We start from the raw sequence: 25859 nt of genomic DNA, 5'->3' as shown, positions 1-25859 counted from the left end.
ATACTCCCGGCCATGCAGATTCAAGAAAAACCGCCCGCCGGCACCCCCTTCGAGTGGATCGGCGGCGAACCCAAGGTCCAGGCGCTCGTCGAACGCTTCTATGACCTGATGGACCTGGAGCCGGCCTACAGGCAACTGCGCGCCGTGCACGGCACCAGCCTCGACAACGCACGCCAGCGGCTGTTCTGGTTCCTGTGCGGCTGGCTCGGCGGCCCGCAGCACTACACCGACCGTTTCGGCCATCCGATGCTGCGTGCGCGCCATATGCCGCAGGCCATCGGCGGCCACACCATCGGCATCAAGGAGCGCGACCAGTGGCTGGCCTGCATGGACCAGGCCATGGGCGAGACCGAGGTGCCCGATGCTTTGCGTGAGCGCCTGCGCGGCTCGTTCTTCCAGACCGCCGACTGGATGCGCAATCGCGGCGAGTAGACAAAGACAACCAGACAACGATTCCGAAAGACAGTTCTTCATCATGAATTCCATCGTCATCATCGGCGGCGGCCACGCCGCTGCCCAGCTCTGCGCCGGGCTTGCGGAAGCGGGGCAGGGCGCGCGCGTGCACCTGGTCTGCGAAGAGGCTTGCGAGCCGTATCACCGGCCGCCGCTGTCCAAGGCGTTCCTCAAGAGCGCCGAAGAGACGACGCAACCGCACAAGGCCACCGACTGGTACCGCGAAGCGGGCATCACGCTGCACCTGGGCGATGCGGCCGTGGCCATCGACCGCGAGACGCACACCGTCACGCTGCGCTCCGGTGCGACTCTGCCGTGGGAGCGTCTGGTGCTGGCCACCGGCACGCGCGCACGGCAGATGGCCGAACTGAAGCCGGGGCTGGAAAACGTCGCCAGCCTGCGCGCCGCCGACGAAGCGCATCGTCTGCGCGCACGGCTCGCTTCGGCCGAACAGGTCACGGTGCTGGGCGGCGGTTTCATCGGACTCGAAGTGGCCGCGACGGCCAAGGCACTCGGCAAGTCGGTGCAGGTGATCGAAAGCGCACCGCGCCTGCTGGGCCGCGCCGTGTCGCCCGAACTTTCGGCGCACGTGCTCGCCACGCACCGTGCGGCCGGCATCGACATCGTGCTGGGCGCACAGGCCGGCGCATTCGAGGTGGTCGGCGACCGGCTGGTGTCGATCGAAGTCAACGGCGTGAAGCAGCCGGTGGATCTCTTGCTGCTCGGCATCGGCGCGGTGCCCGAGACGGCGCTGGCGCAGGCGGCAGGCATTGAATGTGCCGACGGCATCGTGGTCGACGGCCACATGCAAACCAGCGCGGCCGACGTGCTCGCGGTGGGCGACTGCACCCGCTTTCCCGATCGCCGCGCGGGCCGCTCGCTGCGGCTCGAATCGGTGCAGAACGCCAACGACCAGGCGCGCACCGCGGTGGCCACGTTGACCGGCGCTGCGCGCGCGCACGATGCGGTCGCGTGGTTCTGGTCGGACCAGGGCAGCATGCGCCTGCAGATGGTCGGCCTGATGCCGGCCGAAGACACGCCGGGCCTGACCAGCGTGCGCCGCCCGGGACCCAAGCCCGAGGCGTTCTCGCTGTTTTATTACATCGACGGCCAGCTCGTGTGCGTCGAGTCGGTGAATGCGCCGGTCGATCACATGATGAGCCGCAAGCTGCTCGAAGCCGGCCGCAGCCCCGACCCCGTGGCAATTGCCGATGCGTCAATACCACTAAAGAATCACCTGTCGTAGCCGCGCCAAATGACAGGGTGCGATTCACCACCCTGTCATTTGCCTTTCAGAGACTGCGTCTTCCTAAATCCGAGGGAGACGCCCGATGAAGAGTTCAGCGGCTGCGACGCTTTGCCGCCTCGCACCCATGTCCACCTGTGCCGCCGTAGTTGCCACTCTGCTGACCGCTTGCGGCGGCGGAAGCGGTGGCAGCATATTCCCGCCCATCGTGCCGACTCCCGCACCGGCCTCGGTGGCCAAGGACACGCGCACCACGGTCGCCCTGCTGGAGACCACCGACCTGCACTTCAACGTGCTCAGCTTCGACTACTTCAAGCTGGCCGAGGACAAGTCGTACGGCTACGAGCGTGCCGCCACGCTGATCAAGGCCGCGCGCAAGGACTATGCGAACACGATGCTGTTCGACGCCGGCGACACCATCCAGGGCACGGCGCTGGCCGACTACGAGGCGTTGATCAACCGCATTCCGTGCACGCAGCCGCTGTCGATGTACAAGGCAATGAATGCCGGCGGCTTCGATGCCGGCACGCTAGGCAACCACGAGTTCAACTACGGCCTGGAGTTCCTGAATCAGGCAATCGGGGGCGGTCTCGATGTCGACGGCGTCGATGCAGGCAAGAAGTGCGTCGGCCCGAACTTCCCGCTGGTGCTGGCCAACGTGCAGAGCGTGAAGACCGGCAAGCCGCTGCTCGCGCCCTACGTGATCCTGGAGCGGCAATTCACCGCGACCGGGCCCGACGGCAAGAGCGTCACGGTGCCGGTCAAGGTCGGCGTGATCGGCTTCACCACGCCCGGCATCATGAACTGGGACAAGCGCTACCTCGAAGGCAAACTGCGCGTCGACGGCACGGTTGAAGCGGCCACCAAGTACATCCCCGAGCTGCGCGCCAAGGGCGCCGACATCGTGGTCGCGCTGCAGCACGGCGGGCTCGACGGCTCGCCCTATTCGCCGACCATGGAAAACTCGGCCCTGTACCTGTCGAAGGTGCCGGGCATCGACGCGCTGATGATGGGCCACCAGCACGCCACCTTTCCAGATCGCGTTTCGGCGAAGCCCGGCTTCACGCAGACCGGCGTGGACAACGCGGCCGGCACCGTCAACGGCGTGCCCGCCGTGATGGCGTCGTCGTGGGGCAAGTCGATCGGCCTCATCAAGCTCGAGCTGGTGTACGACGGCAAGGCCTGGAACGTGGACAAGAGCAAGACGCTGGTGGAGGCGCGCTCCACGCAGACCGGCAAGGACGCCGCCAACAAGGCCGTGTACGTCGATGCCGACCCGAGCGTCGCGCCGCTGATCGACACGCAGCACCAGGCCGCGATCAGCTACGTGAAGACGCCCATCGGCAGCACCGACTTCCGGATGAACACCTTCTTCGCCGATGTGGGCGATCCGGGCGCGATCCAGATCGTGAACCAGGCACAGGCCGACTACGTGAAGACCTACATCCAGGCCAGCCTGCCGCAGTACGCGAGCCTGCCGGTGCTGTCGGTCAGCGCGCCGTTCAAGTCGGGCTTCGAGGGTGGACGCGACTACACCGACGTGGCCGTGGGCAACCTGGCGATCTTCAGCGCGGCCGATCTCTACCTGTACCCGAACACGGTGTATGCGGTGAAGGTCACGGGCGCGGAGATCAAGGCCTGGCTCGAGGCTGCGGCCAAGCGCTTCAACAAGATCGATCCGGCATTGACGACGGACCAGCAGTTGATCAGCACCTTCCCGGGTTACAACTTCGACATGTTTACCACGCCGGACGTGCAGTACGAGATCGACGTGACGCAAGCCGTGGGCAGCCGCATCAAGAACCTCACCTACCTGGGCGCGGCCATCGATCCGGCAAAGGAGTTCGTGATCGCTACCAACAACTACCGGGCCACGAGCGGCGCGAGCTTCATTCCCGCGCTGGACGGCCGCGCGACGATCTATGCGTCGCCGGATGCGAACCGCGACGTGCTGATCGCGTACATCAAGGCGAAGAAGACCATCACGCGGGCGGCCAACGGCGCGGCGCGCAGCTGGCGCTTCACCCAGGTGACGACGGCGGGCAACGTGGTGTTCACCTCGGGGCAGGGGCAGCTGGGCGCAGCCGCCGATGCGAGCCTGACGAACATCTCGCTGCTGACCGCAGATGACGGCAGCGGCAAGGGCCGCTCGGTCTACAAGCTCGATCTGAGCAAGTAGCCCGCATTGCTCCCTATCCTCCCGGGGGAGGGCTGGGGTTGGGGGCACGGCGGCCGTACCGCATGCATGGCGCCTGTTCGAAGGCCTGCCCCCATCCCAACCTTCCCCCAGCGGGGGAAGGCGCAAGACTCAGCGACGCGCGGGCGCCAGGAGCACCACGAGGGCTCCCGCGCCGCCCTCGGCAGGCTTGGCCTGCACGAAGGCAATCACTTCGTTCTTCTGTATCAGCCAGCGCTGCGCCTTGGTCTTGAGCACCGGCTGCTTGCCGGGCGAGCCCAGGCCCTTGCCGTGCACCACACGCACGCAGCGCAGGCCCTGCTTGTGCGACGTGCGGATGAAGCCGCCGAGGGCCTCGCGCGCCTCGTCGCTGCGCAGGCCGTGCAGGTCGACCTGGGCCTGGATCGACCAGTCGCCCCTGCGCAGCCGCGCGGTCACGTCGGTGCCGATGCCGGGGCGGCGAAAGCTCATGGCGTCGTCGACGTCGAGCAGCGTGGTCACGTCGAACTCGTCGGACAGCGATTCGCGCAGCACGCGCTGCTCGTCGAGCTGGTGCTGCACAGGGATCGGTGCGGGCGGCTCCGGCGTCAGCGGCACCGCAGCCTTGCGGCGCAACGGTTCGGTGGCACCGATGGCGCGGGTGAACAGGTCTTTTTCGGCGGCGCGCCTGCGTTCGGCGGCAGCCTTTGCAGCCGCTTCGGCAGCTTCGCGCTCGCGGGTTTCGGCAAGCACGCGCTGCACCTGTTTGAGGTCGGCCAGATTCTTCAGGGACGGTGGACGCGAGGCCATCAGAGCAGTCCCTTTTCCGCCATCGAGAAACTCAGCCCCGGGCTCACGATGATGTGGTCGAGCACGCGCACGTCGACCAGCGCCAGCGCGGCCTGCAGCGTCTTGGTGAGCGACTCGTCGGCGCGCGAGGGGTCGATGCTGCCGCTCGGGTGGTTGTGCGCCAGCACCACGGCCGCGGCCTGATGGTGCAGGGCGCGCGTGACCACTTCGCGCGGATACACGCTGGTCTGCGTGAGCGTGCCGCGAAACATTTCTTCCATGGCGATCAGTCGGTGCTGCACGTCGAGGAACAGCACCGCGAACACCTCGTGCGGGCGCACGCCGATGTGCAGTTGCAGGTATTGCTTGACTGCATCGGGCGAGTCGAACACCGTGCGGTGCCGCAGCTTTTCGCCCATGGCGCGGCGCGCCAGCTCGAGCACGGCGATCAACTCGGAGCGCTTGGCGTCGCCGCCCATGCCCTTGACGGTCTTGAGGTCGTCGGCGCGGGTGTGCAGCAGCCCCGAGAGGCCGCCGAAGCGTTCGAGCAGTTGCTGCGCCAGTTGAAGCACGTTCTTGCCCGCCACGCCGGTGCGCAGCAGCAGCGCCAGCAGCTCCGCGTCGGCCAGCGCGGCGGCGCCTCGGGCGATGAGCTTTTCGCGCGGCCGGGCGTCGATTGGGAGATCCTTGAATGCCATGAAACCCTGCTGAAACCTTGGAGGACGCGGGTCGAAGCCCCGATCCTTAAAATGAGGGCCAGTTTATCGGGACACCCACCTTGTCTTTGCCCACCTCTGATGCCTCCATGTCCCATGTTGTGACTTCCGGCTCCTTCCTGACCCTGCACTACCGGCTGGCCGGTCCGGCGGGCGACATCATCAACACCTTCGCCGACAAGCCCGCGACCCTGTCGCTCGGCACCGGCGAGCTTTCGCCTGCCATGGAGCAGCGCCTGCTGGGCCTGGAAGAGGGCACGCATGCCACCTTCGAGCTGCCGGCCGGCGAGGCTTTCGGCGAGCGCAATCCCGAAATGCAGCAATGGGTGGCCAAGAAGCTGCTCGCGAAGATGGGCGACCCCGACGAGCAGTACGCCAACGGCGACGTCGTGCAGTTCCCCACGCCCGACGGCACGGGCAGCTACGCGGGCGCGGTGATCGAATCGAACGAGACCGCCGTGCGATTCGACTTCAACCATCCGCTGGCCGGCCAGCCCGTCACTTTCGAAGTGAAGCTGATCGGAGTCCTATGAATCCGGACATCTCGGAAGTCCTCCTGGCCGAGCCGCGGGGCTTCTGCGCCGGCGTCGACCGCGCCATCGAGATCGTCGAGCGCGCCATCGCCAAGTTCGGCGCACCGATCTATGTGCGCCACGAGATCGTGCACAACACCTATGTGGTGAACGAGCTCAAGGCCAAGGGCGCGATCTTCATCGAGGAGCTGTCCGACGTGCCACCCGGTGCCACGCTGGTGTTCAGCGCACACGGCGTGAGCAAGGCGGTGGAGCAGGAGGCACGCGATCGCGGCTTCGCGATCTTCGACGCCACCTGCCCGTTGGTGACCAAGGTGCACGTCGAGGTCGCCAAGCTCGCGAAGGAAGGCTACGAGTTCATCATGATCGGCCACAAGGGGCACCCCGAGGTCGAAGGCACGATGGGCCAGCTCTCCAGTGGCATCCACCTCGTGGAAGACGTGGCGGACGTGGCGACGGTGTCGCCGGGGCAGACCGAGAAGCTTGCGGTCGTCACCCAGACCACGCTCAGCGTGGACGACGCCGCCGAGATCGCCGCTGCCGTGCGCGCGCGTTTCCCGAGCGTGCGCGAGCCCAAGCAGCAGGACATCTGCTACGCCACCCAGAACCGCCAGGACGCGGTGAAGATCATGAGCCCGCAGGTCGACCTCGTGATCGTGGTGGGCAGCCCCACCAGCTCCAACAGCAACCGGCTGCGCGAGTTGGCCCAGCGCCTGGGCACCGAAAGCTACATGGTCGATTCGGCCGATGAACTCAAGCCCGAGTGGTTCGAGGGCAAGGCACGCATCGGCCTCACGGCCGGCGCCTCGGCGCCCGAGGTGCTGGTGCGCGAGGTGATCGACCGCGTGCGCGCGCTCGGCGCGGTGTCGGTCCGCAAGATGGACGGCATCGAGGAAACCATCAAGTTTCCGCTCCCCAAGGGCCTCAAGCTCGACGACATTCCGCCCCCGGGGCACATCTCTTGAACACCATGAATACAACCAACTGGCGCTCTGAAATAGATAGCGCCTCCCGAAGGCTGCGCGAGCGCTCCGGCAATTTCCTGCGTGAAACCCCGCTGTGGAAGCTGCCGGCCGCCGCGTTTGGCGTCACGGTGCCGGGCGTCGAGGTCTGGCTCAAGCTCGAACACATGCAGGTCAGCGGCAGCTTCAAGGCGCGCGGCATGATGAACCGGCTGCTGGCCAATGACATTCCCGAAAGCGGCGTGGTTGTGGCCTCGGGCGGCAATGCCGGCATCGCCACCGCCGCCGCAGCCAAGGCGCTGGGCGTGCGCTGCCAGGTGTTTTTGCCCGGCGTGTCGCCCGAAGCCAAGCGCGCGCGCCTGCGGGCGCTGGGCGCCGAAGTGGTCGTGGTCGGCGAGCTGTACCCCGACGCGCTGGCCGCCTGCCTGACGCGCCAGAAGGAAACCGGCGCTTTGCTGACCCACGCCTACGACCAGCCCGAAGTGGTGGCCGGCGCAGGCACGCTGGGCCACGAGATCGAAACGCAGGGCGGCCTGCCCGATTCGGTGCTGGTGAGCGTCGGCGGTGGTGGCCTGATCGGCGGCCTGGCCGGCTGGTTCGAGAAGCGTGCCCGCGTGGTCGCGCTCGAACCCGAGAAGGCGCCCACCTTGTTCCGCGCCCGCGAGGCCGGCGAGCCGGTCGACGTCGACGTGGGCGGCATTGCGGCCGATTCGCTCGGCGCGCGCCGCATCGGCGCCATCGCGTGGGAGATCACGCAGCAGCAGGTGCAAGACGCGCTGCTGCTGTCCGACGAGTCGATCCGCGCCGCGCAGCAGTGGATGTGGAAAGAGATGAAGCTTGCCGTCGAACCCGCCGCCGCACTGCCGCTGGCGGCGCTGCAGACCGGCGCTTATGTGCCGCGCGAAGGCGAGAAGGTGTGCCTGATCATCTGCGGCGCGAACGTCGATCCGGCCACCGTCGCCTGATCGCGCGGGTGGGGTGGGGCGCGGCCGGTGCCGCGCCCACCTAAAATCGGCCGATGCTCGACATCACCCTGCTCCGCAAAGACCTGGCCTCCGCTGTGGCCGGCCTCGAAAAACGCAAGAAGAACCAGCCTTACCTCGATGTGTCGGCGTTCAGCGCGCTCGAAGCCGAGCGCAAGACGCTGCAAACCCGCACCGAAGAAATCCAGGCGCGCCGCAACACGCTGAACAAGCAGATCGGCCCGCTCAAGGCCAAGGGCGAATCGGTCGATGCGCTGATGACCGAGGTCAACGCGCTCAAGGCCGAGCAGGAATCGCAGTCCAAGCGTCTTGAAGAAATCCAGCCCGAGCTGCATGCGCTGCTGCTCGCAGTGCCCAACCTGCCGCACGCCAGCGTGCCGCTCGGCGAAGACGAAGCCGGTAACGTCGAAATGCGCCGCTGGGCTCCGCAAGGCGGCGCTGGTGCCGACGCCAAGCCATTGGCTTTCGCTGCCAAGGATCATGTCGATCTTGGCGCACCGCTGGGCCTCGACTTCGAGATGGGCGCCAAGCTTGCCGGCTCGCGCTTCACCGTGATGAAGGGCCCGATCGCCCGCCTGCACCGCGCGCTTGCGCAGTTCATGCTCGACATCCAGACCGAAAAGCACGGCTACGCCGAGTGCTATGTGCCCTACATCGTGAATGCCGCCACGCTCAGCGGCACCGGCCAGTTGCCCAAGTTCGAAGGCGACCTGTTCGCCGCGAAGAAGGGGGGCCAGGACGGCGAACCCGCGCCCGACCATTCGGCGCTGTACCTCATTCCCACCAGCGAAGTGCCGCTGACCAACTTCGTGCGCGACGAGGTGGTGGCCGAGTCGCAACTGCCGATCAAGCTCACGGCCCACACGCCGTGCTTTCGTTCTGAAGCCGGCAGCGCGGGCCGCGACACGCGCGGCATGATCCGCCAGCACCAGTTCGACAAGGTCGAGATGGTGCAGATCGTTCATCCAGAGAAAAGCTACGACGCGCTGGAGCAGATGACAGGCCACGCCGAAGCCGTGCTGCAGGCGCTGGAGCTGCCGTACCGGGTGGTGCTGCTGTGCACCGGTGACATGGGCTTCGGTTCGACCAAGACCTACGATCTCGAAGTCTGGTTGCCGGCGCAGAACACCTACCGCGAGATCAGCTCGGTATCGAACTGCGAGGCCTTCCAGGCGCGCCGTCTGCAGGCGCGTTTCAAGAACGCGCAGGGCAAGAACGAACTCGTGCACACTCTCAATGGTTCCGGCCTGGCGGTGGGGCGCGCACTGGTGGCCGTGCTGGAAAACCACCAGAACGAAGACGGCTCGATCAACGTCCCCGCAGCGTTGCGACCTTACATCGGCGGCGCAGAAGTTTTGCGCGGTTGAGACCGGGGCTTTAAAAAAGCGGAATTTCATCCGCTATAATCGAAGGCTCGACAGCACCGGAGAGGTGGCAGAGTGGTCGAATGTACCTGACTCGAAATCAGGCGTACTAGCGATAGTACCGAGGGTTCGAATCCCTCCCTCTCCTCCAAGAATGGCCCCGCAAGGGGCTATTTTTTTGCCCGTCCCGATCTGGGTGCGGGAGCCGATGCGCAACAGATGCAGGCTGAACACAGATGAAACGACTGGCCTCCCGCGAACGCAACTTGCGGTTCAACCTTCGGCCCCTGCTGGGCATTGGCTTTGGCATGGCGCTGGTTTTCCAGGCGGCTGCAATGGACGGGCAGGAGACGGCGCAAGCACCCGCCTCGCTCGCCGCATCGGCGCCACGGGCTCTCGCCGTACAAAGCAAACAGCGCACTGCCGAGACCGATCTCGGCATCACGCCCGAAGAGTTTCGCCAGCGGTTCAACGCCATCATCGACGTGCTCGACAAGAACTGGCGGCTGGCCGAACTGGACGTGATGTCCGGCAGTGGCAACGACGTCTTCAACCGAAGGCTGGACGGTATTTCCATCATCGGCGGCGTCAGCAAGAAGACCGGCAAGGTGCTGAGCCTGAACTTTGTCGTCGAACTCGGGCCCGGCGCAAACATCAACTTTGCCTCTGTCGTGCTGATGGTGAGTGCGCGGGCCGTGACGGAAAGTGCGAGCACGCGGGAAGTCGGGGATGCAATCAAGGCCGTGATGGCCGAGGCCCTGGGCCGGTTCGACCAGACACCGATGGAGTCCGTCAGGCGAACGGTCGGAAATCGAACTGTTTCGGGCCTGGCCAGCACGGCAGCCGGGCTCCTCATGAACGTCTATCCGACAGAGTAGCCAGCGAGCGTCGCCCTCCCGGCAGCCCGCCACAGCGCACGCATCGCGCGTGCCTTTCCGTGTCCATCCGCGACACGGACCTTTCCGCGCATCAGCACGGTGCCCGTCTTGCTCCACCCCGGGGCATTTCCCCCTTCAGCATCCCGTTCCAGCCGCCTCATAAACAGAAATCGGCTGGCACGCAACCTGCTAAATACACCGAGAAAATATTTTAGATATCTTACTAATATATTAGCAACCGGAGGAAGACAGCTTCCTCGCACACCGACCTTCATCCTCATCAGGAGCATTCAACGTGAGCAATCCCCGCTGGCAAGGCATCTTCCCCGCCATCACCACCAAGTTCCACGCCGACGAAAGCATCGATGCCGAGGGCACCGCCCGCCACATCGACTTCCAGATCCGCAACGGCATCCATGGCCTCGTCACCTGCGGCTCGCTCGGTGAAGCCAGCACGCTGACGCTGGAAGAAAAGCTGCAGGTCGCCAAGATCGCGCTCGAAGCCGCCGATGGCCGCATCCCGGTGCTGGCCAACGTGTCGGAAACCAGCACCCGCGAAGCGCTGCGCTATGTCGATGGCGCCAACAAGCTCGGCGTGGCCGGCTTCATGGTGATGCCCTCGGTGATCTACGTGGCCGATGCACGCGAAGCCATGCTCAACGTGCGCACCATCGCCAATGCCGCGCAGAAACCCATCATGGTCTACAACAACCCGGTGGCTTACCGCGTGGACCTCAAGCCCGAGCACATGGTCGAGCTGGCCGACTGCGAATGGATCGCGGCCATCAAGGAGAGCACCGACAACATCCGTCGCATCACCGACCTGCGCAATACCGTGAGCGACCGCTACCAGCTCTTCCTGGGCGTGGACGACCTGGCCTACGAGGGCCTGGCGCTGGGCTGCGATGGCCTGCTGGCCGGTGTCGGTTGTGCGTTCCCGCGCGAGACCGTCGCGCTGTACGACCTGATGAAGGCCGGCAAGTTTGCCGAAGCGCTCAAGCTCTACCAGTGGATGACGCCGATGCTGCACCTGGACGTGTCGACCAAGCTCGTGCAGAACCTCAAGCTCATCGACCTGCTGGTGGGCGTCGGCTCCGAGCACATGCGCCGTCCGCGCCTGCCGCTGATCGGCGAGGAACGCGCCTTCATCGAAGGCGTGGTCAAGAAGGCGCTGGCTACGCGTCCTGCCCAGTACCAGTCCGTCGCCTGAAGCGCCGGCCTACCGAGCAGCTTCGCGCGGAACGCATCGCATGGACACGGACATCATTCTCGAGACCCGGGGGCTCACCAAGGAGTTTCGCGGCTTCCTCGCTGTGCGCAACGTCGACCTGCGCGTGCGGCGCGGATCGATTCACGCGCTGATCGGGCCGAACGGCGCTGGCAAGACCACGGTCTTCAATCTGCTGACCAAGTTTCACATCCCCACCAGCGGACACATCCTGTTCAACGGTGCGGACATCACGCACGAGAAACCGGCGCAGATCGCGCGGCGCGGTGTCGTCCGCTCGTTCCAGATCTCGGCGGTGTTTCCCGAACTTTCGGTGCTGGAGAACGTGAAGATCGCGCTGCAGCGCAAGCTGGGTGTCGACTACCACTTCTGGCAATCGGTGTCGGCCATGCACAAGCTCGACGCCCCTGCGATGGCACTGCTGGAGCAGGTCGGGCTGCCGCGCTTCGCGGCATCGCTGGCCCGCGATCTTCCGTACGGCCGCAAGCGCACGCTCGAAATCGCCACCACGCTGGCACTGGACCCCGAGCTGCTGCTGCTCGACGAGCCCACGCAGGGCATGGGCCATGAAGACGTCGACCGCATCAAGGACCTGATCAAGAAGGTCTCCGCCGATCGCACGGTGCTGATGGTCGAACACAACATGAAGGTCGTCGCGGACATCAGCGACACGATCACCGTGCTGCAGCGTGGCGAGGTGCTGGCGCAAGGCCCTTACCCCGTCGTCTCGGTCGACCCGGCCGTGCGCGAAGCCTACATGGGTACCGAAGAGCATGAATGACGCCAATGCCAACGCAAAGCCGGCCGCGGCCATGCTGACCATCCGCAACCTCAACGCCTGGTACGGCGAATCGCATGTGCTGCAAGGCATCGACCTGGACGTGAAGGCCGGCGAATGCATCACGCTGCTCGGGCGCAACGGCGCGGGCCGCACGTCCACGCTGCGTGCCATCCTGGGCCTGGTCGGCAAGCGCACCGGTTCCATCCAGGTGGCGGGCACCGAGACCATCGGCATGCCGCCGCATCGCATCGCCCGGCTGGGCCTGGGCTACTGCCCTGAAGAGCGGGGCATCTACGCATCGCTCACGGCCGAAGAGAACCTGCTGCTGTTGCCCAAGGTCGGCGACGCCGGCATGTCGCTCGAGCAGATCTACGGCATGTTTCCGAACCTCAAGGAGCGCGCCTCCAGCCCGGGCACGCGCCTGTCGGGCGGTGAGCAGCAGATGCTTGCCATGGCCCGCATCCTGCGCACCGGCGCGAACCTGCTGCTGCTCGACGAAATCACCGAAGGGCTGGCGCCGGTGATCGTGCAGAAGCTCGGCCAGGTGATCCGCGAGCTCAAGGCGCGCGGCTTCACGATGGTGCTGGTCGAGCAGAACTTCCGCTTTGCCAAGCACCTGGCGGACCGCCACTACGTCATCGAACACGGACAGGTGGTCGAGGTGATCGAGCGCAACGAAGTCGAGGCCAAGCAGGACCGACTCAACGAATTGCTCGGCATCTGAACCCGACCCCTTTCTGCCTTTTCCATCCCTTGTCTTCCCGTCTTCAACTCTGGAGCCTTTCATGCATTTCAAGAAACTGTCCGTGTGTCTGATGACCGGCGCGGCGCTCACCGCCCATGCGCAGGTGAGCGACGACGTCGTCAAGATCGGCGTGCTCAACGACCTGTCGGGCATCTACTCGGATCTTGCGGGCCAGGGCTCGGTCACGGCGGCGCGCCTGGCCATCGAAGAGATGGGCGGCAAGGTGCTGGGCAAGCCGGTCGAGCTGGTCTTTGCCGATCACCAGAACAAGCCCGATGTGGCGGCCAACCTGGCGCGCGGCTGGTTCGACCAGGGCAAGGTCGACATGGTCACGGACTTTCCCACCGCATCCACGGCGCTGGCCGTGATGGAAATTGCCAAGCAGAAGAACCGCATCGTCATGCCTTCATCCGGGCTGGCCACCGCGATCCTCGGCGAGAAGTGCACGCCGCTCACGGCGCAGTGGACCACCAACACCTACGCGCTGGCGGCCGGCACGGCGCGCGCGCTGGTCAAGGAAGGCAAGAAGAGCTGGTACTTCATCACCGCCGACTACACCTTCGGCCACTCGCTCGAAAAGGACGCCACTGACGTCATCAAGGCCGATGGCGGCACGGTGGTCGGCAGCTCGCGCCATCCGTTCCCGGGCAACGATTTTTCTTCGTTCCTGCTGAAGGCGCAGGCCTCCAAGGCCGACGTGATCGCGCTCGCCAACGCGGGCAACGACACGGTCAACGCCATCAAGCAGGCCAACGAATACGGCATCACGCGCAAGCAGGTGGTGGCGCCGCTGCTCACTTACATCTCGGACGTGCACAGCATCGGCCTTGAAAAGGCGCAGGGCATGTACCTGAGCGAAGCCTTCTACTGGGACTTCGACGACCGCTCGCGTGCATGGTCGAAGAAGTTCTTCGACAAGCAAAAACGCATGCCGACCGCCGCACAGGCCGGCGTGTACTCGGCCACGCTCAACTACCTGAAGGCCGTCCAGGCCGCGGGCACCGACGAGGCCAAGGCCGTCATGGCGCAACTGCGCAAGATGACCATCGACGACGCGGTGATCCGCAACGGCAAGCTGCGTGAAGACGGCGCGCTGGTGCACGACATGCTGCTGCTGCAGGTCAAGTCGCCCGCCGAGTCGAAGGCACCGTGGGACTACTACAAGGTCAAGTCGGTGCTCAAGGGCGCCGACGTGTACCCGCCGCTGAACCCCGCCTGCCAGAACGGCCAGATCGGCAAGTAAGTAACGCCCGCACCATGTTCGATATCTCGATGCAGGCTCTGGCGGCCCAGCTGCTGGTCGGCCTGATCAACGGCTGCTTCTACGCCATGCTGAGCATGGGCCTGGCCATCATCTTCGGGCTGCTCAACATCATCAACTTCGCGCATGGCGCGCAGTTCATGGTGGCGGCGTTCTTGGCGTGGATCGGGTTCACGCAGCTGCCGCTGCTGCTCGGCCCCACCTTCCAGATCAACTTCTGGGTGGCGCTGGTGCTGGCGCCCGTCATCGTCGGCGGGCTGGGCGTGCTGCTGGAGAAGACGCTGCTCAAGCGCCTCTACCACCTGGACCATCTCTATGGGCTGCTGCTGACCTTCGGCGTTGCACTCGTGCTCGAAGGCGTGTTCCGGCATTTCTACGGCATCTCGGGCGTGAGCTACGACCCACCGCCGCTGCTGCAGGGCGGTGTCGATCTGGGCTTCATGTTCCTGCCGGTGTACCGGGCCTTCGTGGTCGTCGCGGCCATCCTGATCTGCCTGGTGACCTGGTATCTCTTCGAGAAGACCAAGCTCGGCGCGCTGCTGCGCGCGGGCACCGAGAACCCCAAGCTTTTGCAGGCGTTCGGCGTGAACATCCCGCTGATGATCACGCTCACCTACGGCTTCGGCGTGGGGCTGGCGGGGCTGGCCGGCGTCATGGCCACGCCCATCATGCAGGTCAATCCGCTGATGGGCGCCAACCTGCTCAACATCGTCTTCGCGGTGGTCGTGATCGGCGGCCTCGGCTCCATTGCGGGCGCCGTGGTCAGCGGGCTCGCGCTGGGCATTCTCGAAGGCCTGACCAAGGTGTTCTATCCCGAGGCCTCGACGGTGGTGGTCTTCGTGATCATGGCCATCGTCCTGCTGACCCGTCCCGCCGGCCTGTTCGGCAAGGAGAAATAAGCGCATGAAGTCGATACCGATGCCCATCCGCATCCTGCTGGTGCTGCTGGTTCCCGCGCTGCTGGTGCCGGTCTTTCCGGAAGTGGCCTACCCGGTCTTCGTGATGAAGGTGCTTTGCTATGCGCTCTTTGCGCTGGCCTTCAATCTGCTGATCGGCTTCACCGGCCTCGTGTCCTTCGGGCACGCCGCCTTCTTCGGCTGGGCCGGCTACACCACGGGCATTCTGATGATCCGGTTTTCGGCCAGCGGCTTTCCGGTCGAGCTGGCCATCCTGGCCGGCGTGGCCGTCGCCGTCGCCATCGGGTGGTTGATCGGCACGCTGGCGATTCGCCGCACCGGCATCTACTTCGCGATGATCACGCTCGCGCTGTCGCAGGTGGCCTACTTTCTCGCGGTGCAGATTCCGTGGACCGGTGGAGAAGACGGCATGCAGGGCATTCCGCGCGGGCACCTGCTGGGGCTGGTGGACCTGTCGGACGACAACCACATGTACTACTTCACGCTGGCCGTGTTCGTGGCCGGTTTTCTGGCCACCCACCGCATCGTGCATTCGCCGTTCGGGCAGGCGCTGAAAGCGCTGCGCGACAACGAGCCGCGCGCCGTGTCGCTGGGCTATGCCACCGACCGCTGCAAACTCTACGCGTTCATGCTGTCGGCCGGGCTCGCGGGGCTTGCCGGTTCGCTCAAGGCGCTGGTGCTGCAACTGTCGGCGCTCAACGACGTGATGCTCAGCACATCGACCGAGGTGCTGCTGATGACGCTGCTCGGCGGCCTGGGCACCAGTTGGGGGCCGGTGGTTGGCGCGACGCTGGTGGTCAGCCTGCAGAACCACCTGGCGGCGCTGGGCGGCGTGGTCACGATCGTGATCGGCATGACCTTCATCCTGTGCGTGTCGTTCTTCAGGCGCGGGCTGGTGGGGGAGTGGCAGGCATTGCTGGAGCGCCGGAAGGAAAAGCTGCAGAAGCGGTGACGCGGCCCGCTCTCTTCAGCCCGGCTTAAGGTTGCCTGGCGATACTGGAGCAGACGGTCTTCAGGCGTTGGTAGAGGTCGCTTCGGCACCCGCTCACAAGAGTGGTTCCTCGAGGCCAGAGGTCGTCACAAATTTCCCTTGCCCCTGCCCGTGACGCTGCCACAGGCGCGGGGCTGCAGCCCCCGCACCTGAAGAAGATCACCGCCTCGCGGCTCAAGCCCTGGCGCGCGCTGTCTCACCGATCCACACCGGCTCGTTCGACGTATCCGGAAAGCCCGAGGCATTCATGCCCGGGTGCCCGTTCATGTCGTCCCGATGGTGCGCATGCGCATCGTCGTCGCCCAACGACGCGGTCGGCAGATGGCGCAGCTCGTAGCCCCGCCCGTACACCGAATGCAGGTCGAACCCGCTCTCCTTGTGCAGCGAGAGCTTGCGGCGGATGTTGGCCACGCAGCAGTCGAGCACGCGACTCTTTCTTTCGATCCTGGCATCCACCCACAGCGAGGCCAGCAGCCAGTCGCGCTCCAGCAGCCGTCCGGCATTGCGGAACAGCAGCAACGCCAACTCGAATTCGCGCGGCTTCAGACGGATCTCGACGCCCTTGTGGATCACCACGCGCCGGCTTCCCAGGAACTGGTAGTCGCCGAAGAACGCGCTCACCGACTGGGGATGCAGCAGCGTCTCGTTGCGCCGCAGCGATTCGCGCACGCGCAGCTCCAGCTCGAAGTCGTCGATGGGCAGCACCGCAAAGTCGATGTTCGCGCCCGGCGAATCATTGCCCGCCGCCGAAAGCACCTGGATCAGCAGGTCGCGTTGCGAAGCGCTCGCGACCAGGCAGATCGGAATGCGCAGCGCCTTGCACATGGCCGTGAGGATCGGCCATGCGCCTTCGTCCTTGAGCAATATCAGCAGCAGGCCGAACTGGCTGCCGGCGGTCACGGCCAGCAGAAAGTCGGCGCTGGTGTCGAAGGAGGCCGGCTCGCAGCCCATCAGGCGCAGCCTGTTGCCCCAGGTGGCCTGCTGGGCTTCGTCGCAACCCACCAGCGCGATCTGGCGCGAACCCTGGGAGGCCGTCATGGCCGCGACCCGCCCGGCATGGCCACGTGTTTCAAGGGCATTGGCTTCGGAAGAGGATTCTTCATGTCGATGGCATCCATGCGGTTGTGGTGGAAGAAGGCGCGGCGGGGCGCTGATTGAAACGAAGGCACGGCAAGCAACTTGTCAGTGGTCGCCGGCACGCGGCAGCTTCCAGCCGACGCCGGCATTCAGGCCCCAGTCGCTGCCGGTGGTGGCGACGGCCATGCCCCAGGCCATCCGGCCGTCGTCGGACAGGGCCTTGAAGCCGAGGCTGGCAGAGGCATAACTTCTGTAGCTGCCCATGGCCAGACCGATGGACTTTTCTCCGGGGTAGAGCGTCGGCACGTAAGCACTCGACAGCGCCACGGCCATGGCCGTTCCGGAGTAAGCGATGCGGGCCACCTCGCGCGCCTCGGCGCGCACCTGGTTCAACTGGCCGAGATTGACCGCATCGCCGGGCAGCACACCCGGTGCCAGCTCGAAGGCGCGGGCACTGGCATGCACGGTCACAGCGGCAAGCGAAAGAACGGCCAGCACACCTGCCCACGCGAGGCGCGCGCACGGCGCGGGCTGCCTGCCCTTGCCGTCGCCTGTCGCGCTGTCGCCGTGTGGAATGACCATGTCCGTGGATGGATGAAAAAAACGCGGTGAACCCGCTGGCAGCGTGACGCGAGGCAATCAGCCCGCGGCAAGCCGGGTGCCGGCGCCCGCCTGCGTCTTGCGAACGCCGTCGGGCCCGTAGAAAAGTTGGGCGCTGGCTTGCAGGAAGTGCAGCGCCTGTTGCGTGAAGTCCAGATGCGCATAGACCATCGAGCCGTTGCGCATGTTGTGGTCGCGTGCCTGCGTGGCAAACGCCAGCAATGCGGCCCAGGCCTCCTGCATGGGCGCGCCGCCGGCGGTTGCCGCGGCATCCGCACCGGCGCGGCCGGGCTCGAAGCCCAGCGCCGCCTGCAGGGCTTCGCGCTGCTGGTCGAGTTCGGCCATGCGGTCCAGCAGTTGGGTCTTCTGGCCGGCAATGGCGGCCAGGTCGGTGAAGACGCCGCCAGCCATCGCCTCGGCTTCCCGGTCCAGCACGCCGAGGAATTCCTCGATGCAGGAAGCTTCCGCGCGCAGGTGCGCGAGCAATGTGTTCATTCCCCGCCCTTCGGATCGAGCAGGTCGCGCACGCTGGCCAGCAGGCCGTCGGCGATGCGCTCGGGGCGGATCTCGTAGCGGCCGGCGCGGATGTCCTCGCGGATCGCCGCCACGCGTGCCGCGTCGAAGTCGCTGCCACCCACGGCGGCGGGCATCGAATGAACGTGCGCGGAGGCCTGCGCCGGCTCTTTCGGGCGCTCGACGGCTTCGGCGCCGGTCGCGGGCGCAGCCACGCCGGTCGCGGGCGTTCGATGGAGGGGCGTCGGCGAAGGGGCGGGTGGATCGATTTTCAAGGTGATTCCTCAGGGGCTGACCCGTATATCGGCAGCTTGGGCAAGAACTTTAGGAATTGCGTGCACGAAGCGGCCAGGCGGTTCATTGGGTCAGCTGGATCTGTCCTTCTTCGTCGGCCACGCCGCTGACCAGCCGCCCGTCCAGGGTCTTGGCCTGCACGATGGCGCCGACCTTCGCGCCGGTCATGGCCTTGCCCTCGGTGCTGACGACGAAACCCTGCCCCTGGGCCACCACCTTCACGGCCTGCCCCTGCTGGATGACGGTGACGCCGCGCACCAGTTCCTTGCGGATCGGCGCGCCGGGTGCGATGCGGTTGGCGCTCACTACGCCAACCAACTCGGCGGCGCTGGTGATCACCGAGCGCGGCAGCCGCGAGAGGTCGCCGGTGCGTTCTGTGACATCGCCCGCGCCCAGCGGCCGGCCGGTGTCGATCGCACGCGTGGCAACGAAATAGCTGCCTTCGACGGAAACGCGGGCCTGCACGAAGCGCGTCCAGGGCCGCTCCGCCTGGCAGCGCACGCCCACCGAAATGCGGCCCCAGGGCGTGACGCCCGGCGGCAGAAAAATCTCGGGTGCCTCGCATTCGGGCAGCGTGGCGGTGCCGCGCCCTTCCAGGCTGATCGTGACCTTGCCCGGCAGGCCGGCGCTTTGCATCTGCAGGTACTTCTCGATGGCCACCGTGGCGGCATCGGGTGCCGGCGCCGCCGCGAACACGCAGGCCGAACCCATGGCCGCCACCAGTGTCATCGACACGATGCGCGGCAGGCGGGTGCGGGGCAGAAAGTGGTTCATCGGGGCGACAGGAGGGCGTGCGAAAAATTCGTTGCGCCGAACCGGCAACACACAGTCCGGCGCCGTGCAATTCTAGAAATTCGGGCTCCGGGCGAAGTCGCGAGCAGCAGGCGAAAACCCCCTTTGTTCGGGCGATTGCAAACGCGCCGCATGCATAGACTTGCTTTCCATCGGTTGCCGCGCCCCGCGCATTGGCGACCACTCAAGAGATGGAAAACAGATGATCGACAAGCTGGATGCGGCGCTTCGCTTCAACCGCGAAGCCCTCAACCTCCGGGCGGAACGCCAGGAGGTGCTCGCGGCCAATATCGCCCATGCCGACACGCCCAACTACAAGGCGCGCGACTTCGACTTCAGCAGCCGGCTGAACGAAGCCGTCGAGCGCGGCCGCGCGTCGCAGTCGGTGTCGCTGGCCACCACCTCGTCGCGCCACCTGGCCGGCCAGGCGCAGGCCGCGTCCGACAAGGACCTGCTGTACCGCACCCCGCACCAGTCCAGCATCGACGGCAACACCGTCGAGATGGACGTCGAGCGCGTGGCCTTCGCCGACAACGCGCTGCGCTACGAGTCCAACCTCACCATCATCAACGCCAAGATCAAGTCGTTGCTGTCGGCTGTCCAGCAGTAAGTCGCACGGAGCACCACGCATGCCCATCGCCAGCAACTCCATGAACATCTTCAACGTGGCGGGCTCCGCCATGACCGCGCAATCGCAGCGCATGAACGTCACCGCCAGCAACCTGGCCAACGCCGAGAGCGTGGCCGGCCCCGACGGCCTGCCCTACCGCGCCAAGCAGGTGGTGTTCGAGGTGGCTTCCTCCGGCAACCAGGACATCGGCGGCGTGAGGGTCGCCGGGGTCATCGACGACCCGTCGCCCGCCCGGCTGGTGTTCGACCCCAAGAGCCCGCACGCCAATGCCCAGGGCTATGTGTCGATGCCCAACGTCAACGTGGTCGAGGAAATGACCAACATGATCTCGGCCTCGCGCAGCTACCAGGCCAACGTGGAAGTGCTCAACACCGCCAAGACGCTCATGGTCAAGACGCTCACGCTCGGCCAGTAAATCCATCTTCAGAAAAACCCCGACACGCCATGGCCATCTCAGACACCTCCTCCATCAGCGGGCAGAACGCCACGTCCGCGACGAACAGCAACAACGTCTCGAACACGGACAGCGAGCAGCGCTTTCTCAAGCTGCTGGTCACGCAGCTCAACAACCAGGACCCGCTCAACCCGATGCAGAACGCCGAGCTGACTTCGCAGCTCGCGCAGATGAGCACCGTGAGCGGCATCGAAAAGCTCAACAGCACGCTGGCCGGCCTCGTGAGCCAGACCGGCTCCAACCAGGTGCTGCAGGCCGCCTCGCTGATTGGCTACAACGTGCTGTCGCCCGGCGACGTGCTCACCACGAAGAAACCCGAAGAGGGCAAGGAAACCGCCACCCAGGCCTTTGCGGTGCAACTGCCGGGCACGGCCGCGGACGTCGAGATCAAGATCGTCGATGCCACCGGCAAGGTGGTGCGCACCATCGACGCCGGCTCCATGAAGGAAGGCGTCAATGCCGTCACCTGGGACGGCAAGGACGACACCGGCGCCGTGGTGCCCGTGGGCGCCTACCGCTTCACGGTCGATGCCAACAACGGCGGCGTGGCGGTGAAAGCCACCGCGCTGACCTTCTCGCAAGTGGCCGCCGTCAAGCAGGGCGCCAGCGGCGTCACGCTCGAGCTGGCCTCGGGCGCCAGCATCGGCCTGGCCGACGTGCGCCTGTTCCTCTGAGTCTCCGAAACGTCCTGCGCGCAAGCGGCCTTTTTTTGCAGCCGTCGCGGCAGGTCTTTTTTACATCGCATCGAACGCATTGAAGTAAGGATCCATCATGAGTTTTTCCCAGGGCATCAGCGGTCTCGGCGTGGCCGCGGCAAACCTCGACGTCATCGGCAACAACATTGCCAACTCGGGCACGGTGGGCTACAAGTCCGCCGCCGCGACCTTTCAGGACGTGTACGCCGGCTCGCGCGTCGGCCTGGGCGCCTCGGTGTCGGGCGTGACGCAGAACTTCACGCAGGGCGTGACGCAATCGAGCAGCCGCCCCCTGGACGTGGCCATCCTGAACGGCGACGGCTTCTTTCGCCTGAGCAGCCCCAGCGGCGAGGTCATGTATTCGCGCAACGGCCAGTTCACGCGCGACAAGGACGGCTACATCGTCAACGCCTCGGGCCTGCGCCTGACGGGCTACGGCGTCAACGCCAGCGGCGGCATCAACGGCGGCACGCCGTCGCCGATCCAGGTGCAGAGCGCCTCCATGACGCCCAACCCGACCGGCAACGTCAACGCGGTGTTCAACCTCGATGCGCGCAGCACGGTGCCCGCCAAGACGCCTTTCGCGGCCGGCGACTCCGCCACCTTCAACTACTCCAATGCCATCGGCCCGGTCTACGACTCGCTGGGCAATCCGCATGACGTGGCCGTCTACTTCGTGAAGACAGCCGCCAACACCTGGAACGTGTACGGCACCTCGGACGGTGCGCCGCTCAACGCCGGCGCTCCCTTGCTGACCGGCATGGCCTTCGACACCAAGGGCGTGATGACCGCGCCGGCGGGCGGCTCGCTGAACATCGGCCCCATCAACTTCGCCAACGGCTCCGCGCCGCTGACCGCCAAGGTCGACCTGACGGGCACCACCCAGTTCGGCGCCACCAACGGCATGACCAAGCTGAGCCAGGACGGCTACAAGTCCGGCGAGCTGACCTCGTTCTCGATCAACCCCGACGGCACCATCACCGGCAAGTTCTCCAACGAACAGACCAAGCTGATGGGTCAGATCGTGCTGTCGTCCTTCGCCAACCCCAACGGCCTGGAGCCCAAGGGCAACAACGTGTGGGCCGAGACGCTGGCCTCGGGCAATGCGCTCACCGGCACGCCGGGCGAGGGCACCAAGATGGGCTCGCTGGCTTCGGGCGCGCTGGAGTCGTCCAACGTCGACCTGACCTCCGAGCTGGTCAACCTGATCGTCGCGCAGCGCAACTACCAGGCCAACGCGCAGACCGTGAAGACGCAGGACCAGGTCATGCAGACGCTGATGAACATCCGCTGACGCGGTCATCACGCACGACTGAACAGATCAGGAGCACCCAGTGGATCGAATGTTGTATGTCGCCATGAGCGGCGCCAAGCAGGCCATGGAACAGCAGGCCTCGGTCGCCAACAACATGGCGAACGTCTCGACGCCGGGCTTCCGCGCGCAGATTGCCAACTTCCGTGCGGTGCCCGTGGTCGGTGCGGAAGCGCAGACCCGCGCCTTCGTGGCCGCCACCACGCCAGGCGCCGACTTTACCCATGGCCCGCTCACCGAGACCGGCCGCTCGCTCGACGTCGCCGTGAGCGGCGCCGGCTGGCTGGTGGTGCAGACCCCCGACGGCGGCGAGGCCTACACCCGCGTGGGCAACCTGCAGATCGGTGCCGACGGCCAGCTCACGACGATGGGTGGGCGCCAGGTGGTGGGCGACAACGGCGCGCTGACCGTGCCGCCGGGCTCCACCGTGGTCATTGCCTCCAACGGCCTGGTCGCTTCGCGCGATGCTGCCTCGGGCACGCTCACGGGCATTGCCGAAGTCGGGCGCCTGAAGCTGGTCAACCCGCCCACCGCCGATCTGGTGCGCGGCGACGACGGCCTGTTTCGCATGCGCGAAGGCCAGCCGCCTGCCGAGGCCGACGAGGCCGTCACGCTGGTCACCGGCGTGGTCGAGGGCAGCAACGTCAATCCGGTCGAGGCCATGGTGGCCATGATCGCCAACGCGCGCAGCTTCGAGATGCAGATGAAGTCGCTGCAGACCGCCGACACCAACGCGCAGTCGGCCAACAAGCTGCTGTCGTACGGCTGAGCCGCAGCGCACCCGGCAACTCACGTCGCAACTCGCGCAGCAACACACCCGCAGGATTCAAGAAATGATTCGCTCCCTCTACATCGCCAAGACCGGCCTGGATGCCCAGCAGACCCAGCTCGACGTCGTGTCCAACAACCTGGCCAACGTCGGCACCACGGGCTTCAAGCGCAGCCGTGCCGTGTTCGAAGACCTCGTCTATCAAAACCTGCGCCAGGTCGGCGGCCAAAGCTCCGACCAGACCCGCCTGCCTTCGGGCCTGCAGGTCGGCACCGGCGTGCACGTGGTCGCCACCGAGCGCATCCACTCGCAAGGCAACCTCACCAAGACCGACAAGCCGACCGACGTGGCCATCAGCGGCAGCGGCTTCTTCCAGGTGCTGATGCCCGATGGCACCACCTCGTACACGCGCGACGGCTCGTTCCAGAAAGACCGCGACGGCCAGCTCGTGACCGCCAGCGGCTTCCCGGTGCAGCCGGCCATCACCATTCCGGCCAACGCCTCCAGCATCACGGTGGGCCGCGACGGCATCGTGTCGGTGGTGCAGGCCGGCAGCACGAACACCGTGCAGATCGGACAGCTTCAACTGGCCACCTTCGTCAACCCGACGGGCCTCGAGAGCAAGGGAGAGAACCTGTATGCCGAGACCGATGCATCGGGCGCGCCCAACCAGGTGAACCCCGGCGTCGACGGCGCGGGCGTGCTGAGCCAGGGCTACGTGGAAGCATCGAACGTCAACGTGGTCGAAGAGCTGGTGAACATGATCGCCACCCAGCGCTCGTACGAAATCAACAGCAAGGCCGTGCAGACCTCCGACCAGATGCTGCAGCGCCTGGCCCAGCTGTGATGCAGGGTGCGCGCTTTCTTCGTCGCGGCGTCTTCCTGCGGACGCTGCTGCTGGTGCTTGCCACTGCGTTGGCCGCGGGCTGCGCGCAGGTGCCGCGCGAGCCGCTGGTGCACCAGCCGATGACCGCGCGCGCCGATGTCTATGCCGCCAACCAGTCGCGGCGCGCACCCGGCGCGATCTTCCAGGACGGGCCCGGCGCCAATGCGCTGTTCGAGGACCGCCGTCCGCGCAACGTGGGCGACATCCTCACCATCGTCATCAGCGAGAAGGTCAACGCGACCAAGAATTCCGGCGCCAATGCCAGCCGCAGCGGCGGCACCACCGGCGTGTTCGCGGGCATTCCGAAGCTGCTGGGCGGCCTGCTCGACGGGCAGGACACCAAGCTGTCGGGCACCAACACGCTCAACGCCAAGGGCGGCGCCAATGCCAACAACACCTTCAACGGCGTGATCACGGTCACGGTGACGGACGTGATGGGCAACGGCAACCTGCTGGTGAGCGGCGAAAAGCAGATGGGCATCAACCAGGGCACGGAGTACATCCGCTTCTCGGGCGTGGTGAACCCGCGCACCGTGTCGGGCAACAACACCGTGCCTTCCACGCTGGTGGCCGATGCGCGCATCGAGTACTCGGCCAAGGGCTACATCGACGAGGCGCAGACCATGGGATGGATGCAGCGCATCTTCCTGAACGTGATGCCATTCTGAATATGACTTACCCCCAGGCTTCGCGCCCGGCAAAGCCGGTTCCGCTGCATCTCAAGAATTTTTCGGTCCGCTTGCGCATCGCTGCGCTTTGCGCGCTCGTGTTTTGCGTGCCCGTGCATGCAGAGCGGCTCAAGGAGCTGGCGAACATCCAGGGCGTGCGTGACAACCCGCTCATCGGCTACGGCCTGATGGTCGGCCTCGATGGCACGGGCGACCAGACCATGCAGACGCCGTTCACCACGCAGAGCCTGAACAACATGCTGCAGCAACTGGGCATCACGATTCCGCAGGGCGTGAACATGCAGTTGAAGAACGTGGCGGCCGTGATGGTGACGGCCACGCTGCCTTCGTTCGCGCGGCCGGGGCAGAACATCGACGTGACGGTGTCGTCGATGGGCAATGCCAAGAGCCTGCGCGGCGGCACGCTGCTGATGACGCCGCTGAAGGGCGTCGACGGCGCGACCTACGCGGTGGCGCAGGGCAACATGGTGGTGGGCGGCGCGGGCGCCGCGGCCAACGGCAGCAAGGTGCAGATCAACCAGCTCAGCTCGGGGCGCATTCCCGCCGGGGCGCTGGTGGAACGCACGGTCGAGGCGCCGGTGGGGGGCGAAGGCACCTTCACCATCGAACTCAACCGTTCCGACTTCGGCACCGCGCAGCGCGCGATGGATGCAATCAACCGGCAGTTCGGCCCCGGCACGGCCGAGGCGATGGACGCCCGCGTGATCCGCGTGCAGGCCCCCGAGCCGCAGCGGCGCGTGGGCTTTCTCGCGCAACTGCAAGACCTCGAAGTCACGCCGACGCAGGCCGGCGCGCGCGTCGTGGTCAATGCGCGCACGGGCTCGGTCGTCATGAACCAGGCGGTGCGCGTGAAGGACTGCGCCATTGCGCACGGCAACCTGTCGGTGGTCATCAACACCGAGCCGGTGATCAGCCAGCCGGGCGCGCTTTCGGGCGGCAGCACGGTGGTGGCACAGACCTCGCAGATCTCGGTCAACCAGGGCGGCGGCGCCATCCAGATGGTGCGCGGCGGTGCGTCGCTCTCCGACGTGGTCAAGGGCCTGAACAGCCTGGGTGCGAATCCGCAAGACCTGGTGTCGATCCTGCAGGCCATGAAGTCGGCCGGCGCGCTGAGCGCCGAGCTGGAGATCATCTGAGGCCGCACC

General features: G+C 66.1%; 29 protein-coding genes and 1 tRNA gene. 23 read left to right on the top strand and 7 right to left on the bottom strand.

Annotation, left to right across the window (positions count from 1 at the left end):
• Positions 1–12 precede the first annotated feature (12 nt).
• From ACSFB7_RS18525 to ACSFB7_RS18515, 3 genes are all read left to right on the top strand, one after another.
• On the top strand, positions 13–432 hold the full coding sequence (locus ACSFB7_RS18525; RefSeq protein ID WP_435472640.1) for a group II truncated hemoglobin: 420 nt from the start codon (positions 13–15) through the stop codon (positions 430–432).
• A 43-nt stretch (positions 433–475) separates the two neighbouring features.
• Positions 476–1699 (top strand): NAD(P)/FAD-dependent oxidoreductase, encoded by a 1224-nt coding sequence (locus ACSFB7_RS18520; RefSeq protein WP_435472638.1) that lies wholly within the window; start codon positions 476–478, stop codon positions 1697–1699.
• Positions 1700–1826: 127 nt separating this feature from the next.
• Positions 1827–3878 carry a bifunctional 2',3'-cyclic-nucleotide 2'-phosphodiesterase/3'-nucleotidase gene (locus tag ACSFB7_RS18515; RefSeq protein WP_435472636.1) on the top strand — a complete coding sequence of 684 codons (2052 nt, stop codon included), beginning with the start codon at positions 1827–1829 and terminating at the stop codon, positions 3876–3878.
• Positions 3879–4007: 129 nt separating this feature from the next.
• On the opposite strand, the gene ACSFB7_RS18510 is transcribed toward ACSFB7_RS18515, so the two are convergent.
• Together ACSFB7_RS18510 and radC are read right to left on the bottom strand one after the other, a co-directional pair.
• The gene (locus ACSFB7_RS18510; RefSeq protein ID WP_435472634.1) at positions 4008–4664 is read right to left on the bottom strand and encodes a Smr/MutS family protein; all 657 of its coding nucleotides are present in this window, start codon (positions 4662–4664) and stop codon (positions 4008–4010) included.
• Positions 4664–5341, bottom strand: a complete 678-nt coding sequence (gene radC, locus ACSFB7_RS18505; protein WP_435472632.1) for a RadC family protein — start codon at positions 5339–5341, stop codon at positions 4664–4666. Before radC ends, ACSFB7_RS18510 begins: the two co-directional genes overlap by 1 nt.
• 107 nt (positions 5342–5448) lie before the next feature.
• On the opposite strand from radC, the gene ACSFB7_RS18500 reads away from it, so the two are divergent.
• The 12 genes from ACSFB7_RS18500 (at position 5449) to ACSFB7_RS18445 (ending at position 15963) form a co-directional block, all read left to right on the top strand.
• Complete coding sequence (locus tag ACSFB7_RS18500; protein ID WP_187111734.1) at positions 5449–5892, top strand: FKBP-type peptidyl-prolyl cis-trans isomerase; 444 nt, start codon at positions 5449–5451, stop codon at positions 5890–5892.
• Complete coding sequence (ispH, locus tag ACSFB7_RS18495; RefSeq protein WP_435472630.1) at positions 5889–6857, top strand: 4-hydroxy-3-methylbut-2-enyl diphosphate reductase; 969 nt, start codon at positions 5889–5891, stop codon at positions 6855–6857. Before ACSFB7_RS18500 ends, ispH begins: the two co-directional genes overlap by 4 nt.
• Positions 6854–7819 (top strand): threonine/serine dehydratase, encoded by a 966-nt coding sequence (locus ACSFB7_RS18490; protein WP_435472628.1) that lies wholly within the window; start codon positions 6854–6856, stop codon positions 7817–7819. Before ispH ends, ACSFB7_RS18490 begins: the two co-directional genes overlap by 4 nt.
• Before the next feature lie 53 nt (positions 7820–7872).
• Positions 7873–9204, top strand: a complete 1332-nt coding sequence (gene serS / locus ACSFB7_RS18485; protein ID WP_435472627.1) for a serine--tRNA ligase — start codon at positions 7873–7875, stop codon at positions 9202–9204.
• Positions 9205–9262: 58 nt separating this feature from the next.
• Positions 9263–9352, top strand: a tRNA-Ser gene (locus ACSFB7_RS18480).
• An 85-nt stretch (positions 9353–9437) separates the two neighbouring features.
• On the top strand, positions 9438–10079 hold the full coding sequence (locus tag ACSFB7_RS18475; RefSeq protein ID WP_435472625.1) for a hypothetical protein: 642 nt from the start codon (positions 9438–9440) through the stop codon (positions 10077–10079).
• A gap of 295 nt (positions 10080–10374) precedes the next feature.
• The gene (locus ACSFB7_RS18470) at positions 10375–11289 is read left to right on the top strand and encodes a dihydrodipicolinate synthase family protein (RefSeq protein ID WP_435472623.1); all 915 of its coding nucleotides are present in this window, start codon (positions 10375–10377) and stop codon (positions 11287–11289) included.
• A 40-nt stretch (positions 11290–11329) separates the two neighbouring features.
• The gene (locus ACSFB7_RS18465; protein WP_435472621.1) at positions 11330–12088 is read left to right on the top strand and encodes an ABC transporter ATP-binding protein; all 759 of its coding nucleotides are present in this window, start codon (positions 11330–11332) and stop codon (positions 12086–12088) included.
• Positions 12081–12812, top strand: coding sequence for an ABC transporter ATP-binding protein (locus tag ACSFB7_RS18460; RefSeq protein ID WP_435472619.1), 732 nt, complete (start codon positions 12081–12083; stop codon positions 12810–12812). Before ACSFB7_RS18465 ends, ACSFB7_RS18460 begins: the two co-directional genes overlap by 8 nt.
• Positions 12813–12873: 61 nt before the next feature.
• Entirely contained in the window at positions 12874–14076 is a 1203-nt protein-coding gene (locus tag ACSFB7_RS18455; protein WP_435472617.1) for an ABC transporter substrate-binding protein, read from the top strand.
• Between the two features lie 14 nt (positions 14077–14090).
• The gene (locus ACSFB7_RS18450; RefSeq protein WP_435472615.1) at positions 14091–14993 is read left to right on the top strand and encodes a branched-chain amino acid ABC transporter permease; all 903 of its coding nucleotides are present in this window, start codon (positions 14091–14093) and stop codon (positions 14991–14993) included.
• Positions 14994–14997: 4 nt separating this feature from the next.
• Positions 14998–15963: a branched-chain amino acid ABC transporter permease gene (locus ACSFB7_RS18445; protein ID WP_435472613.1), complete on the top strand. Its 966-nt coding sequence runs from the start codon at positions 14998–15000 to the stop codon at positions 15961–15963.
• Between the two features lie 213 nt (positions 15964–16176).
• On the opposite strand, the gene ACSFB7_RS18440 is transcribed toward ACSFB7_RS18445, so the two are convergent.
• The 5 genes from ACSFB7_RS18440 to flgA form a co-directional block, all read right to left on the bottom strand.
• Positions 16177–17040 carry a response regulator transcription factor gene (locus ACSFB7_RS18440; protein ID WP_435472611.1) on the bottom strand — a complete coding sequence of 288 codons (864 nt, stop codon included), beginning with the start codon at positions 17038–17040 and terminating at the stop codon, positions 16177–16179.
• A 144-nt stretch (positions 17041–17184) separates the two neighbouring features.
• On the bottom strand, positions 17185–17661 hold the full coding sequence (locus ACSFB7_RS18435; RefSeq protein WP_435472609.1) for a YadA-like family protein: 477 nt from the start codon (positions 17659–17661) through the stop codon (positions 17185–17187).
• Between the two features lie 57 nt (positions 17662–17718).
• Complete coding sequence (locus ACSFB7_RS18430; protein ID WP_435472607.1) at positions 17719–18174, bottom strand: flagella synthesis protein FlgN; 456 nt, start codon at positions 18172–18174, stop codon at positions 17719–17721.
• Positions 18171–18467, bottom strand: coding sequence for a flagellar biosynthesis anti-sigma factor FlgM (gene flgM, locus ACSFB7_RS18425; protein ID WP_435472605.1), 297 nt, complete (start codon positions 18465–18467; stop codon positions 18171–18173). Before flgM ends, ACSFB7_RS18430 begins: the two co-directional genes overlap by 4 nt.
• 82 nt (positions 18468–18549) lie before the next feature.
• Positions 18550–19260, bottom strand: a complete 711-nt coding sequence (gene flgA / locus ACSFB7_RS18420) for a flagellar basal body P-ring formation chaperone FlgA (protein WP_435472603.1) — start codon at positions 19258–19260, stop codon at positions 18550–18552.
• Between the two features lie 220 nt (positions 19261–19480).
• Here flgA and flgB point away from each other — a divergent pair, with 220 nt between their 5' ends.
• From flgB to ACSFB7_RS18380, 8 genes are all read left to right on the top strand, one after another.
• Positions 19481–19888, top strand: coding sequence for a flagellar basal body rod protein FlgB (flgB, locus tag ACSFB7_RS18415; protein ID WP_435472601.1), 408 nt, complete (start codon positions 19481–19483; stop codon positions 19886–19888).
• A 40-nt stretch (positions 19889–19928) separates the two neighbouring features.
• Positions 19929–20324: a flagellar basal body rod protein FlgC gene (gene flgC / locus ACSFB7_RS18410; protein ID WP_435472707.1), complete on the top strand. Its 396-nt coding sequence runs from the start codon at positions 19929–19931 to the stop codon at positions 20322–20324.
• Between the two features lie 29 nt (positions 20325–20353).
• Positions 20354–21037, top strand: a complete 684-nt coding sequence (locus tag ACSFB7_RS18405) for a flagellar hook assembly protein FlgD (RefSeq protein WP_435472599.1) — start codon at positions 20354–20356, stop codon at positions 21035–21037.
• Between the two features lie 97 nt (positions 21038–21134).
• A complete protein-coding gene (flgE, locus tag ACSFB7_RS18400) occupies positions 21135–22352 on the top strand; it encodes a flagellar hook protein FlgE (protein WP_435472597.1) in 1218 nt (405 codons plus the stop codon).
• A gap of 40 nt (positions 22353–22392) precedes the next feature.
• Complete coding sequence (locus ACSFB7_RS18395; protein WP_187111693.1) at positions 22393–23139, top strand: flagellar basal body rod protein FlgF; 747 nt, start codon at positions 22393–22395, stop codon at positions 23137–23139.
• A gap of 64 nt (positions 23140–23203) precedes the next feature.
• On the top strand, positions 23204–23986 hold the full coding sequence (flgG, locus tag ACSFB7_RS18390) for a flagellar basal-body rod protein FlgG (RefSeq protein ID WP_187111692.1): 783 nt from the start codon (positions 23204–23206) through the stop codon (positions 23984–23986).
• The gene (locus ACSFB7_RS18385; RefSeq protein WP_435472594.1) at positions 23986–24693 is read left to right on the top strand and encodes a flagellar basal body L-ring protein FlgH; all 708 of its coding nucleotides are present in this window, start codon (positions 23986–23988) and stop codon (positions 24691–24693) included. The genes flgG and ACSFB7_RS18385 overlap by 1 nt, the downstream gene beginning before the upstream one ends.
• Positions 24694–24764: 71 nt before the next feature.
• Complete coding sequence (locus ACSFB7_RS18380; RefSeq protein ID WP_187114133.1) at positions 24765–25850, top strand: flagellar basal body P-ring protein FlgI; 1086 nt, start codon at positions 24765–24767, stop codon at positions 25848–25850.
• Positions 25851–25859 lie beyond the last annotated feature (9 nt).

It is taken from the genome of Variovorax raffinosi (genome assembly GCF_051216615.1).
Lineage (GTDB): Bacteria > Pseudomonadota > Gammaproteobacteria > Burkholderiales > Burkholderiaceae_C > Variovorax.
This window is presented reverse-complemented; position numbering and strand designations above follow the sequence as displayed.